Annotated in this window: 10 protein-coding genes; 4 read left to right on the top strand and 6 right to left on the bottom strand. The window is 58.4% G+C overall.

What is annotated here, in order from left to right; all coding sequences use genetic code 11:
* The first annotated feature begins 40 nt into the window (after positions 1 to 40).
* From mgtE to NA78x_RS25625, 3 genes are all read left to right on the top strand, one after another.
* Entirely contained in the window at positions 41 to 1,423 is a 1,383-nt protein-coding gene (mgtE, locus tag NA78x_RS25635; RefSeq protein WP_425615230.1) for a magnesium transporter, read from the top strand.
* Between the two features lie 138 nt (positions 1,424 to 1,561).
* Positions 1,562 to 3,784, top strand: coding sequence for a PSD1 and planctomycete cytochrome C domain-containing protein (locus NA78x_RS25630; RefSeq protein WP_425615229.1), 2,223 nt, complete (start codon positions 1,562 to 1,564; stop codon positions 3,782 to 3,784).
* Between the two features lie 97 nt (positions 3,785 to 3,881).
* Positions 3,882 to 5,297 carry a DUF1501 domain-containing protein gene (locus tag NA78x_RS25625; RefSeq protein ID WP_425615228.1) on the top strand — a complete coding sequence of 472 codons (1,416 nt, stop codon included), beginning with the start codon at positions 3,882 to 3,884 and terminating at the stop codon, positions 5,295 to 5,297.
* Positions 5,298 to 5,391: 94 nt separating this feature from the next.
* Here the strand turns inward: NA78x_RS25625 and NA78x_RS25620 are convergent, their stop codons facing one another.
* Genes NA78x_RS25620 through NA78x_RS25600 form a run of 5 tightly spaced genes read right to left on the bottom strand, consistent with a single transcriptional unit; the run spans position 5,392 to position 9,227 of the window.
* Positions 5,392 to 6,120 carry a prolipoprotein diacylglyceryl transferase gene (locus tag NA78x_RS25620; RefSeq protein ID WP_425615227.1) on the bottom strand — a complete coding sequence of 243 codons (729 nt, stop codon included), beginning with the start codon at positions 6,118 to 6,120 and terminating at the stop codon, positions 5,392 to 5,394.
* Positions 6,120 to 7,610 carry a radical SAM protein gene (locus NA78x_RS25615; protein WP_425615226.1) on the bottom strand — a complete coding sequence of 497 codons (1,491 nt, stop codon included), beginning with the start codon at positions 7,608 to 7,610 and terminating at the stop codon, positions 6,120 to 6,122. Before NA78x_RS25615 ends, NA78x_RS25620 begins: the two co-directional genes overlap by 1 nt.
* A gap of 19 nt (positions 7,611 to 7,629) precedes the next feature.
* Positions 7,630 to 8,124 carry a hypothetical protein gene (locus tag NA78x_RS25610; protein WP_425615225.1) on the bottom strand — a complete coding sequence of 165 codons (495 nt, stop codon included), beginning with the start codon at positions 8,122 to 8,124 and terminating at the stop codon, positions 7,630 to 7,632.
* A 12-nt stretch (positions 8,125 to 8,136) separates the two neighbouring features.
* Positions 8,137 to 8,613, bottom strand: coding sequence for a hypothetical protein (locus tag NA78x_RS25605; protein WP_425615224.1), 477 nt, complete (start codon positions 8,611 to 8,613; stop codon positions 8,137 to 8,139).
* Positions 8,610 to 9,227 (bottom strand): hypothetical protein, encoded by a 618-nt coding sequence (locus NA78x_RS25600; RefSeq protein WP_425615223.1) that lies wholly within the window; start codon positions 9,225 to 9,227, stop codon positions 8,610 to 8,612. The genes NA78x_RS25605 and NA78x_RS25600 overlap by 4 nt, the downstream gene beginning before the upstream one ends.
* 349 nt (positions 9,228 to 9,576) lie before the next feature.
* Here NA78x_RS25600 and NA78x_RS25595 point away from each other — a divergent pair, with 349 nt between their 5' ends.
* Entirely contained in the window at positions 9,577 to 10,458 is an 882-nt protein-coding gene (locus tag NA78x_RS25595) for a hypothetical protein (RefSeq protein ID WP_425615222.1), read from the top strand.
* Between the two features lie 302 nt (positions 10,459 to 10,760).
* Here the strand turns inward: NA78x_RS25595 and glgX are convergent, their stop codons facing one another.
* The gene (glgX, locus tag NA78x_RS25590) at positions 10,761 to 12,857 is read right to left on the bottom strand and encodes a glycogen debranching protein GlgX (protein ID WP_425615221.1); all 2,097 of its coding nucleotides are present in this window, start codon (positions 12,855 to 12,857) and stop codon (positions 10,761 to 10,763) included.
* Positions 12,858 to 12,964: the final 107 nt, after the last annotated feature.

The following is a 12,964-nucleotide window of genomic DNA, read 5'->3' as shown; positions in this document are numbered from 1 at the left end:
AAGGCTGTTCATCCGTGCGTTGCTGCAAATCAGTTCGGCTATGGTCAATACGCTCTTTTTGCCCGAACTGCGTGAGATGCTCGCCGAGCGCAATGCGCACGACTTGCAGGAATTTGTCACCGCCCTGAATCCGGCCCGCCTGGCCGAGTACATGGAAGGGCTGACCCCCGCCGAAGCGTGGCAGGTGCTGCAATACGCCGAACTGAAGTTGCGGGAAGACATCTTTCTGTACTTCACGCACGAACGGCAGATTGAAGTCATTGAGACTCAGGACCGGGCGGAAGTGGCTGAATTGCTGGCCGACCTGCCGGCGGACGACCGCGTCGACTTGTTACACGACGTAAACGAAGACGTCGTCGAAGAGTTGCTGCCGCTGTTGCCCGCCGACGAACGGCGCGAGTTGCTCCGACTGCGAGCGTATGCCGCCGATTCTGCCGGCGCGATGATGACCACCGAAATGGCCATGATCGAGGAAGATCTGTCCGTGCGCGACGCGCTGGTCGCCCTCAGCCGCGAGGCCGAGCATGTCGAAACGATCTATTACATCTATGTGGTCGATCACGATCTGCACCTGCGTGGCGTGGTCTCGGCGCGGCAACTGGTTTCGTCGCTCGGCAAGCCGGAACTCAAAGTCGGCGACCTGATGGAAACCGACTTGATCCTCGTCAACGCGACCGATAGCAGCGAGGAAGTAACTCACCTCGTCGAAAAGTACGACTTGCAAGCGATCCCGGTTGTCGACAATCAGCGTCGACTGGTGGGCATCATTACGCACGACGACGTGCTCGACGCCGTGCGTCAAGAGGCGACCGACGAAGCCCAACAGATGGCCGGTATCGCGCCGCTGGAAGAAGACTACCTAAAGACCGACTTGGTCACGCTCGCCTGGAAACGTGGCATTTGGCTGACCATTCTGTTCGTGGCTGCCTCGGTGACCGCGACCACGCTGGATACCTACGAATCGAAGCTGAAGGAATGGGCTTGGCTGATGATGTTCGTGCCGATGATCATGTCGAGCGGCGGCAACAGCGGCAATCAATCGGCCACGCTCATCATCACCGCCATGACCGCCGGTGGACTCTCGGTGAAAGACTGGCGCAAGGTTGTGGTCCGCGAGTTGTGCGTCGGGCTGATGCTGGGGACGGTGCTCGCGATTTTCGGCGGCCTGCTATCGACGGTACTCACCTGGGGCGATACCGGCGCTCGTCAACAAACCTGGTGGCCGGTGGTCATCCCGCTGACCTTGGTTTTGGTGGTTACTTCCGGCGCAGTCACGGGCTCGCTGTTGCCGTTGCTGTTCAAGCGGCTGGGACTCGATCCCGCTTTGATGAGCAATCCGTTTGTGGCCGGCATCAGCGATATTCTGGGGATCGTCATCTACATGACCGTCTCGATGATGCTGCTGAGGCACATCAGCCCGTAGCTCGGGCGGGCGCGGGTCTGTAAACGCATAAATGTAGTTGTATCGATGGGCGATCGCACCTTAAACTAGAGCGGTCCTCTCCGCCCTTCCTACCCATCGCGTCCCCCGCGAAATACCGCTTGCAGAGGAACCTGCTGCATGTCGTTTGCCAGTCATTGCACGATGCGCCTTATTTGCCTCGCTGCCGTTCTGGGCGCAGAGCTGATCGTCTCCCGAAATCTGTCGGCCGACGAAGTCGCGGCCAAAGATGCCGAGTTCTTCGAACTGCAGATTCGCCCGCTGCTGGTCTCGCACTGCATCGATTGCCACGGCGATCGCAAGCAGGAAGCCAAGCTGCGGCTTGATTCCCGCGAAGCGCTGCTTGCCGGCGGTGACTCCGGTCCGGCCATCGTTCCCGGTGATCCCGACAAGAGCCTGCTGATTGCCGCGGTCCATTACAAGGCCGATGCCGCGCAGATGCCGCCCAAAGGAAAGATGGACGATGAGAAAATCGACAAGCTCACGCGTTGGGTAAAGACCGGTGCGATCTGGCCTGTCGCCTTAAAGAGCATGCGCAGTGAAGTGGCCGCTGGCGACAAGTCGGGCATGAAGATCCGCCCGCAAGATCGCGAGTTCTGGTCGTTCCGTCCTGTCGTGCTGCCTGCGCTACCGGCGGTGAAGAACGAAGCAGCGACCAAGACTTCCATCGACCGGTTCATTCTGGCACAGCTGGAATCGCAAACCATCTCGCTCGCGCAACCTGCCGAGAAGCGACAACTGATTCGGCGAGTTACGTTCGACCTGACCGGCCTGCCACCAACGCCCACCGAAGTGGCAACGTTCCTCAGCGATGAATCGCCCGATGCCTACGAGCAACTGGTCGATCGCCTGCTGACATCGCCCGCCTTTGGCGAGCGGACGGGACGCTTGTGGCTGGATGTCGCCCGCTTTGGCGAAGACCAGGCTCACACCTTTGCAGCAAGAAAGTATCCGCAGGGCTTTCGCTATCGCGACTGGGTTGTGCAGCAGATGAATGCGGACCTGCCTTACGACCAGTTCGTGAAGCTGCAGATTGCCGCTGACCTGCTGGCTGCTCCCGAAGACAAGCAGCATTTGCCAGCGCTCGGTATGTTTGCTTGCGGGCCCGTGTACTACGGCGACAAGAACGATCTCGATCAGTTCGCCGATCGTGTCGATGTGCTCACTCGCGGTTTTCTCGGTCTGACGGTTGCCTGTGCTCGTTGCCACGATCACAAGTTCGACCCGATTCCCACTTCCGACTACTACGCGCTTGTTGGTGTATTTGCGAGCACCGACTATGTCGAGGCACCACTTGTTTCGCCGGCCGAAGTGGAAGAGGCCCAGAAGCAGCTGACCGAAAAAGAGCTAAAGCTGAAAGAGAAGGACCGGCCGAAGAAGTATCCGTTCGCGCATACGCTGGTGGATCGCTCGCAGGTCCGCAACATGAAGGTGCATGTGCGTGGCAATCCAGAAACGCTGGCCGAAGAGGCTCCGCGGCAGTTCCTGTCGGTGCTTTCGCCCGATCAGCCTGCGGCGTTCAGCAAGGGGAGTGGTCGCTTGGAATTGGCCGAGGCCATCGCCAACCCCAACAATCCGCTGACGGCACGCGTGATGGTGAACCGGATCTGGCAGCAACATTTTGGCCACGGTCTGGTACGCACCGCTGGTAACTTTGGTGCCCTCGGCGAACAGCCTACGCATCCGGAACTGCTTGACTATCTGGCCACTCAACTGATCGAACGCGACTGGTCACTGAAGGCCATTCATCGCCAGATTGTGCTCTCGGCGACGTATCAACAAAGTGCGACGAACGTCGCCGCGAATGAAATCGATCCCGAAAACCGGCTCTGGTCGCGCTACCCGCGCCGGCGGCTCGATGTGGAATCTTGGCGCGACGCGATGCTCTCGGTCGCCGAACAACTCGATCGCAGTGTGGGTGGTGCTTCCCGCGAACTGGCCGAGAACAACAATCGCCGCCGCACCCTCTATGGGCACATTAGCCGGCACGAATTGAATCCGCTCCTCCGGCTGTTTGATTTTCCCGATCCGAACATTACCAGCGATCAGCGAATGACGACCACCGTCCCGCTGCAACAATTGTTTGTACTCAACAGCGAGTTCATGACGAATCTGGCCAAGGATGTAAGCAAGCAGGCCGAGCAAGTTGCCCCTAGCGACATTAGCGAGCGCATCGCGTTGCTGTACGAACGGCTCTACGGTCGCCAGCCCAGTTCGGTCGAACTGGAAATTGGCCGGCGGTTTGTCAGCAGCGATGTACCCCTGCCCGATACGCAACTCTCCCGCTGGGAGCGATACGCTCAAGCTTTGTTGGCAGCGAATGAGTTTTTGTATTTGGATTGAATGTAGCCCGACGCGCAAGCGAGGGTGAAGTGAGAATCAACGTCGATCAACAATCCCCTTCGCTGCCGCGTCGGGCTACCTAAGATGGAACTACGCCATGGATAACCTTCATCCCGCACTTCGCAGCTTGTCGCGACGTTCGCTGCTCAAGATCGGCGGCGGCTTCGGAGCCATTGGTCTGGCCGCTGCATTGCAAGGAGCCGGTGATCTGCAGGCGGCCACTTCTGCCGCCACGAGCAATCCGCTCGCGCCCAAGGAAGGTCACTTTCCTGGCCGCATCAAACGCGTGATCTTTTTGTTCATGAACGGCGGGCCGTCGCACGTCGATACGTTTGATCCTAAGCCGGAACTCTACCGCCGTCATGGCGAGAAACTGCCCGAGTCGTTTGTCGGCAAGAATACCCGGCGCCGCGACGGCAAGTTGCTGCAGTCGCCCTTCTCGTGGGCTCAATATGGCGAAGCGGGCACGGAAGTTTCGGAACTGTACCCGCATCTCGCCAAGCGTATCGACAAGATTTGCCTCATTCGCTCGATGTGGAGCGATAATCCGAATCACGAACCGGGCCTGCTGCTGATGAATACCGGCAACATGCAGCCAATTCGCCCTAGTATGGGTTCGTGGCTAACGTATGCTCTGGGCAGCGAGAATCAAAACCTGCCGGGCTACATCGTGCTGTGCCCGGGTAAGCCGGTCGTTGGTCCATACCTGTGGAGCAACAGTTTTCTGCCCGGCGTGCACCAGGGTACACAGATCAATCCGAAGAACACCGACCCCAAGGCGATGATTCGCGATGTGAACAATCGGTGGCAATCGCCAACGGCTCAGCGGGAGCAACTCGATCTGCTGCAGGCACTCAATCAGCAACACCTGGAGCAACGCGAGAAGGACGCCAACCTCGAAGCTCGGATTGCCTCGCTCGAGATGGCTTATCGCATGCAAGGCGAAGCTCAGGACGCGTTCGATTTGGGACGCGAGACGGCCGAGACGCGGGCCCGTTATGGGACGGGCGAGTTTGCCAATTCGTGCTTGCTGGCCCGCCGCTTAAGCGAGCGCGGCGTGCGGATGGTGCAGGTTTATTACGGCAACGGCCAGCCTTGGGACGACCACGGCGATATTAAGAATCACGCGAAGCATGCCCTGGCCAGCGATCAACCCATCGCGGCACTACTGGACGACCTGCAGGCCCGCGGCTTGTGGGACGAAACGCTGGTCGTGTGGGGCGGCGAGTTTGGCCGCACGCCGATGACCGAAGGAGAGAAAGGTCGCGACCATCATGCGTCAGGCTTCAGCATGTGGCTGGCTGGCGGCGGTGTAAAGGGTGGCTATGTGCACGGTGCCACCGACGAGTTTGGCTTTCAAGCGGTGGAAAAACCGATGCACGTCTACGATCTGCATGCAACCATTCTCCACCTGCTCGGCCTCAATCACGAGAAGCTCACCTTCCGCTTCAGCGGCCGAGATATCCGCCTGACCGACGTGCATGGACACGTCGTACACGATCTGCTGACGTAACGCTCGGCCGCCGTCGTAGGCCAGCAACAAGTGGACGAATGCAGTTCCGGCGAGCACCGTCGCAAACCTGCTGTGCTGGGCAGGGGACTGCAGGTCAGCTATTCACCAGATAGGCTTCTTTTTGCTCTGCTTTCACTTGCCAGGCGGTATGAATCCAGAGGGCGATGAAGATGGGAAAGAGGACCACCGCGATCCATTGGTAAGCAGTCAGGCCGAGCCAGAGCTCGGGTTCGGGGCGCAGGATTTCGGTGAAGAAGCGGAACACGAGATAGCTGAGGATATAGAGCTTGATGAGCTGGTAGCGGAACCAGCCTTGGGAGTGGAAGTACCAGAGCAGCCCAGCCGCGGTGAGGTGAAAGGCGAATTCGTACAGCTGCGTGGGATGACGCGGCAGCGGACCTTGATTCACGAAGACGATGCCCCAGGGAAGCGTGGTCGGCGCGCCAAAGCAGCAACCGCCCACAAAGCAAGCCAGGCGGCCAATGGCGACCGCGACGGCAACCGGCACGGCGTAGGAGTCGCCGGTCCGCTCGCGAATCATTAGCGACCACTTGGCCACTTCCACGCCTAGATAGCCGCCGACGACGCCGAACATGATCGTCTTACCATCGGCCAGCCACGGTGAGGCGATCGATGTATTCGCCCAGTCGTACAAGGCGAACGGCATCTTCGCGCCGATGAACGCGCCGCAAAAGGCTCCGAAGCCGATCCCCAGCTTTTGCCACCACAGCAGGTGCAAGCCGGTCTGAAAGCGGCGCAGCAAGATGCCCCCGACGACGAGCGACGAGAGCATGATGAGCGAGTAACGCCAGTCGAAATGCATTACGGTGTTCGCACCAGTTGCTGGATGGTTAACGGAGGAAGAGCGACGTGCCCCGGACGATAGAGGACGTTGTAAGCACAAAACGGAATGACGTGGCCGCTCGGCAGCACGTGGTGCGTGCAGCACTTCATCACGCGGCGAACGTCGAAATTGTAGGCATCGAGAAACGACGTGATGGTAATGCGAAACAGGTCGCGGGCTCCCATCTGTTCGTTGAGCACGCGACCGAAGAATTCCATCGCCGCGGGCGTCAACTTGCTGAGCAGGGTGGCGTCGATCTGGGGAAACGGCGAAGCACTGCCAAACATCGGCAAGCCGTTCGATTCCTCCGCTGGCGGCGCGCAGCCTCCTTCGCAGCAGGCTTGTCGAGACAAGTACTGCATGGCTAGTTCGCGCGATTTCGCCCGCGTAAAGCTGATGCCGTTAGCCAGCAGATCGTAGTTCTGCTTTACATCGAAGAACCGGTTCACCGGGACATGCCCAGCAGCTTCCGAGCGAAAGATCATCGCCAAGCTGTGGCAGTTGGGATGAGCACATGGCAGCGGCATGAAGTCGTCTGGCTGCAGCAGGCCAGCGGTCTGCTCGCTAAGTCCCTCGATGACCTGTGGGAAGGTGATGCGGCGGTCGATCTCTTCCGGCAAGTAGTAACGGCCCGAATAGGTCGCCGGTTGCAAGTTAAGGCCGGTAATCCACGGTCGATCGAGAGCGAATTTGACAATCGGGCCCCACTGATCGTCGTTCACTCCCGCCTGCAAGGTAGAAGCGAGGGTGATATGCAAATCGTGCTGGCCGAGCAGTTCAATCGCCCGCAGCTTCATTTCGAGTAGTGGCTCGCCGCGCAGCTGCTGATAGACGCTGTCGTTCAAGCCGTCGAATTGCAAGAAGATTTCGAGGCGGTCGCGATGTTCGGCCAGCCGTTCGACCAGCGCCGGATCGGTGGCCAGGCGAATGCCGTTCGTGTTGATCTGAACGTAGTCGATGGGCTGAGCGAGCGCGTATTCGACGATTCGTTCGAACTCAGGATGGACGGTGGGTTCGCCGCCGGAGAGTTGCAGCACCTCGGCGCGGCCTTCGACCTGCACGAGCCGATCGATGGCAGCGGTGACTTGCTCGAAGGAGAGATGCTTGCCGCCGGGAGCACTGCTGGCATAGCACATCGGGCAGGTGAGATTGCAACTGCCGGTGATCTCCACGAGGCCAACACACGTGTGCTGTTCGTGCTCGGTACACAGGCCGCAATCGAAGGGGCAGCCTTTATCGGGCTCGACGCCGACCATTTCCGGCAGCTTGGCCGGCACGCTGAATTGATGGTCGTCGTAGTACGCGACATCGCTACAGACAAAGTCTTCGCGCAGGCCATGCGTCGGGCATGTCTTGCGAAAGTAGACTCGCTTGCCGCGGGTGATGATTTTCGTGGGTACCAAGCCCAAGCATTCGGGACAAAGGCTTTGGGTGGTCCCGAGAAAGGTGTAGTCGCGATGAGCGGGCATGGGTGAGTCTGTCGCCAGTTTAGTGAGTACCAATGATATAAAAACACGTGGCAATCAGCGCAATGATGGCCGCCAGGATGAGTACGACCCCTAAGACCAGGATGATGCCAATCGTGAGGGCGAAGGTTGCCATGACCGTCACAATGCGGGCGGCAATCGACTCGCCCGTGTTGGGCCGATCCTTCGTGGCGAGCACCATCACCGCAGCAGCGATCGTGGCGGGTGTCACCAAAATGAGATACACGACTCCCAAGATCGGCTCATAAAGGTAGGTACCAATGCCCACCACCACGACCATGACAAAGGCGGCGAGCGTCAGCCCCAATTGCACCGGACCGCGCGGGCTCGGCGGAGCAAAGGGAGACTCTCCAGGCAAAGGAAGCGGCGGAGGCTGCACCAGGTCTGGCGCGGTGATGATTCCATTGCAGAGCCAGCAGGGCCCCGGGCGATCGATCTCGGCACCGCACTCGCGGCAGCGATGTTTGGTCAGCAAGGTGGTATACGGTGTCTTCATTGACGAACGGTTCTACCGGAACGATGCCAGACACAGGACGAACAGCACCACGACCGCCACGAATATCAACAGGCCTATCATCCCGAAGGCAATCGCGATTCCCATCAGAAATCGCGAAGCGGCACTCATCGTTGTCAGTCCCCGCTGAGCAGAGTCCGCCGCGCGGGGAGGGTGCTGGGCAATGACGGTGATGGCAACCAGCACGGGAACGGCGATAAGCCAGAAGACGATGCCCATCGTCACGTCGTTCGCCATGATCCCGCCACCCACCAAGATCACCATGAGCGAGGCCACGCCCGACACGATCAGCAGCGTGTTATCGCCCGAGTGCGTTGGCGCGGTGTAGTAGGCTTCGCGTGGTAGCGGCGGTGCTTCAATTTCCTGCGTGCGAACGAACGGCCGCTGACAAAGCCAGCAATCGCCGAATCCCTGCAGTTCGGCACCGCAGTCGGGGCAGCGATGAGCGAACTGCGCCGGAGCCTGACTCATTTGGTGATCCCCGCGGCGCGACGCTCGGCAAAGGCAGTGGCCAGGCTGCGTTGCTGACGCACGACCTGTCCAATCACGATGCCGGTGATGCCAAGGCAGGCGAGCATCATCAGTTGATTGACGACTGGCGTCGTGTGCACCGCATCAAACCAGGTCGAATCAGCTTTGGCGACCAGGGCCAGATATCCCAGCATGCTGGCAAGCGTGGTGTACCAGGTTAGGCCAACACTCACGCGCAAAGCTGCGAGCGCGATGATCAGATAATAGATATGAATCAGCGGCGAGGCGGGGCCACCGGCGATCATGGCCAGCACGGTCAGAAGTACCACATCGAAGGTGCTCACCACATACTTGAGTAGCGAGGGGAAAATTCGCCGTTGCAGGCAAAGCAAGACGGCTAGTGAGATCAGCGACCAGGCCACGGCGACCAGTGTGGCTTGGCGATGAAACTCGGGCGAGGTGCCGTGCACGGTGCCCGGACGCTGATAGAGTTGAATCGAGTAGAAGACGATGATCGCCAGCACCCGCAGCAAGTTAGCTCGTGCCTCGCCCGAGAACTCTTGCCAACGCGAAACGATAAACCAGTGACGGTCAGAATCGAGTGAGGGCTGCACGATAGGAATACCGGGGAGAACGCGAGGAATGGATTGACGGAGTGTACGCATTCTCGCGGCAAAACAGAATCAAAAACAGGTGAATTGGCACCAAGTGCAATCATCTTGGCTTTTGAGCGGAAACTCTTGACAGACAACTCATCAACGGAATATAATGGGACTACATCGCGAGTTACACCTTGCTGTTCTTCCAGACCGACCCGTTGGATCTTTTTTAATTCAAGAATTAGCCTGTATCTGGCAAGGATTTGCCCCACGGGGATAATAAGGAAATATTGAGCCCCCAAATGCGGCAGCGCGTTTGGGGGCTTTTTTTGCGCGCTTTGGATTGGCGAAAGCGAGGTGTGAGATGGCAGGGAAAGGTGCGCCAGGGTTCGCAGTTAGACTTTTACTGACAACACTAGACTTCCTCAAACAAGTATTCATCGGTGCTTGTGGCAGCGCGTGCTGGGAGGCGTTTGGGCGCGTTGCTGGCTCATTGATTTTCTTCATGATCGGGATCGTCGTTTTAGCCTTTGCCAAGCTGGTGGAGTGGCCTGGGGTGCTGTGGATTTGTCTCGCACTTGCTGGAATGCTCATCCTGGCTTGCGTGGGAATCACCCGTTGGGGAAGGCTTCATTTCTTACGCAGGCATGCGCGAGGCCGTTCGCTGCCTATCAAACTGGCTAACGCTCTCATTGAGCTTTCCCGCGATTCCAACTTGCGATCTCCGAATGTTCAGCGTGCGTGCCAAATGCTGATCAAACTGTTTGGTCGTAGACTGAGCCCAAACGAGTTCTCACTGGAGTTTCACATTTTGCGAGAATCAAGTCAGGAACTCGTGGGAATTCCAGGGATTGATATTAATTGCCATGAGTCAATTGCCTTGCGACGTTACAGTGTTTCGCCTTCAGCCCCCATCTGTGAGCGCGGCCTCGCGGGTAATGCCTTCCTGAGTCGCAAGCAAATACATGAACCGGATCGGAGTAGCTACCGTCCACAGTCAACCTACGTGTTTAAAGTTTTTGGAGATCTCGGTGATCATTCAGTTTCCAAGCATGATTACCTTTGCATTCCTGTGCTATCGACCGACGACGTGCAATATGTGGGCGTCGTTACGTTTGCTGCCGTGACCGCGGATACTTTTTTGCCTCGCGATGTATCCGCCGCTCAGTCGTTTGTGAAAGCTATTCGACTGGCTATGACAGCCGAATATCGACGGTTGAACCCACCGCGAGCACAAAGTGCGTAGTCAGGGTTGGTTTCATTGTGGCCATCGATCATTTCGAAACCTGTATGCCAGAGTACGTCTCGCGTCAATGCGCGAACGGCTGTTCTTTGAATGCTCAAAACGAAAAAAGCCCTCTCGGCCGGAGAGGGCTTTTGGTGTGCGAGGCAGATCTGCACGCGGGAGTGATTCGAGCGAGGAGCATGGGCGAATGGGGGGCGACGAACCCGAACATTCGGTGGCGACTGCTGCTCGAGGGGCCGGGATGTTGTTGCGGCGAAGCAAACTCCCAGCGAAACGATCAGCGGCCATAAGCGACGCTTCGCTTATGAGAGCCGCGGTGGGTCTTCGGCGACGAAGACACACGTGCTACGGTACGACAGCGTTAGTCTCCTGGAACGAGGAGGTGGCGGACCATCGAAGTCGGGATAGATGTCATAGGGCGTCGCAGCGGCGGTGTCGATGAACAGACGCCACTTGGTACCCTTCGCGACCGGCGGCAAGATGAACTCCCGTGGTTCGCTGGTGGCGTTGATCAATATAAGCACATCGCGGGCTTCGGGATGCTGCTCGACCAGATCTTCCGCCTTAAGCAGGCAGATGAGCGTGTTGTCTTCTCCATGCCAATCGACGGCCGTACCGAGCGCACTGTACCAGCTGACATCGGGAAGAGCGCCCTCGATCGGAGCTTGTCCGGAGAGGAAGGTTTCGCGACGAATGGTGGGCTGCACGCGGCGGAACTTGATCAAGCCTTGCGAGAACCGCAGCAGATCTTTGTGCTGGTTCACCTTGGCCCAGTCAAACCAGCTGATGCCGTTGTCCTGGCAGTAGGCGTTGTTGTTGCCCCGCTGGGTGCGGCGACATTCGTCGCCCATCACTAGCATTGGCACACCTTGGCTCATCAGCAGGGTGCTGAGGAAATTCTTGATCTGCCGCACACGCAGATTTTCGATTTCCGGCCGAGTCGTTGGTCCTTCGACACCATAGTTGTCGGAGTAATTGTTGTTGTCGCCGTCGCGATTGCCTTCGCCATTCGCTTCATTGTGCTTGTCGCGATAGCTCACCAGATCGTTCATGGTGAAGCCGTCGTGAGACGTGATGAAGTTGATGCTGGCGTGCGGCGCACGACCCGAGTGGCCATACAAGTCGCTGGAACCAGCCAGACGAGTCACGAACGCGCCGAGCAAGCCACGATCGCCGCGCCAAAAGCGGCGGACGTCGTCGCGATACCGGCCGTTCCACTCCGCCCAACGCAGGTCGCCGAACGAGCCAACCTGATAGGCACCGGCGGCATCCCACGCTTCGGCGATAATTTTCGTATCGGCCAGCAGCGGATCTTCCGAGATGGCTTCGACCAGAGGTGGGTTAGGAACGAGATGTCCGTTCCGGTCACGGCTGAGGATCGAAGCCAGATCGAAGCGGAAGCCATCGATGTGGTAGTTGTGAACCCAGTGACGCAGGCAGTGGAAGATCATTTCGCGAACGACAGGGTGATTGCCGTTTACGGTGTTTCCGCAGCCTGAGTAGTTCATGTAATGGCTGCCGCCGTTGGCCAGCATGTAATACGTGCGATTCTCCAGGCCTTTGAAGCTGAGCGTGGGGCCCATTTCGTTGCCTTCGGCCGTGTGATTAAACACGACGTCGAGAATCACTTCCATGCCGGCCGCATGCAGGGCCTTCACCATCTGTTTGAACTCGTTCACCTGGCCACCGGGCGCAGTGTCGTGAGCGTAGCCACGATGGGGCGAGAAGAACGCCATGGAGTCGTAACCCCAATAGTTCTCTCGCTCCTGCTTTTGTCCGTAGATGCCGCCAATCGGAAACTCGTGAATTGGCATCAACTCGACAGCGGTAATGCCGAGCGACTTCAGGTACGGAATCTTCTCGATCAAGCCTGCGTAAGTGCCGGGCTTTTTGGCCTGGCTGCTCGGGTCTTTGGTGAAACCAGCGACGTGCGTTTCGTAGATGATGGTTTCGCTGATCGGGCGGCGAAGATGGCGATCGCCTTCCCAATCGAAGAAGTCATCGACGACCACGCACTTGGGCGGACGCACGATACCGTCTTCGCTCAGCTGAAAGTTGCCGGCCAGAGCCTTCGCATACGGATCGATTAGTCGGTCGCGCCCGTCAAAGCGGTGACCAACAGAAGGATCGAAGGGACCATCGGCTTGAAAGTGATACAACTGCCCGGCGCTCAAGCCCGGAACAAAGATGCTCCAGATATCGCCCCAACGGTCGGTTTCACGTTCGAAGTCGATAATCTCGGTTGGTTCACGATCCTCCACTGCGTCGTACAACAACAACCGCATGGCTTGCGCGCTGCGGCTATAGACGACGAACTGCACGCCATTCTCATGAAGAATGGCGCCGTACGGCATCATGTAGGTGAACTGAAGTTTGGGATGAACGTGTCGCATGAGCATTGGGTGGGGCCTCGTGCTACTCAGGTGGGTGCGACAGCCTGCTGTATCCAGTTGGTTCTTGTCGTCGGTCTCGCGGAGAGGTGCGAGGGAAACCAACGATTCGAAAC

Origin of the sequence: Anatilimnocola aquadivae, from assembly GCF_049819085.1 — a bacterium.
GTDB lineage: Bacteria > Planctomycetota > Planctomycetia > Pirellulales > Pirellulaceae > Anatilimnocola.
This window is presented reverse-complemented; position numbering and strand designations above follow the sequence as displayed.

Excerpts from the sequence above, each read along its gene's own strand:
- mgtE (WP_425615230.1), top strand. The coding sequence starts at position 41 with ATGGTCAATACGCTCTTTTTGCCCGAACTGCGTGAGATGCTCGCCGAG.
- NA78x_RS25630 (WP_425615229.1), top strand. The coding sequence starts at position 1,562 with ATGTCGTTTGCCAGTCATTGCACGATGCGCCTTATTTGCCTCGCTGCC.
- NA78x_RS25625 (WP_425615228.1), top strand. The coding sequence starts at position 3,882 with ATGGATAACCTTCATCCCGCACTTCGCAGCTTGTCGCGACGTTCGCTG.
- NA78x_RS25620 (WP_425615227.1), bottom strand. The coding sequence starts at position 6,120 with ATGCATTTCGACTGGCGTTACTCGCTCATCATGCTCTCGTCGCTCGTC.
- NA78x_RS25615 (WP_425615226.1), bottom strand. The coding sequence starts at position 7,610 with ATGCCCGCTCATCGCGACTACACCTTTCTCGGGACCACCCAAAGCCTT.
- NA78x_RS25610 (WP_425615225.1), bottom strand. The coding sequence starts at position 8,124 with ATGAAGACACCGTATACCACCTTGCTGACCAAACATCGCTGCCGCGAG.
- NA78x_RS25605 (WP_425615224.1), bottom strand. The coding sequence starts at position 8,613 with ATGAGTCAGGCTCCGGCGCAGTTCGCTCATCGCTGCCCCGACTGCGGT.
- NA78x_RS25595 (WP_425615222.1), top strand. The coding sequence starts at position 9,577 with ATGGCAGGGAAAGGTGCGCCAGGGTTCGCAGTTAGACTTTTACTGACA.
- glgX (WP_425615221.1), bottom strand. The coding sequence starts at position 12,857 with ATGCTCATGCGACACGTTCATCCCAAACTTCAGTTCACCTACATGATG.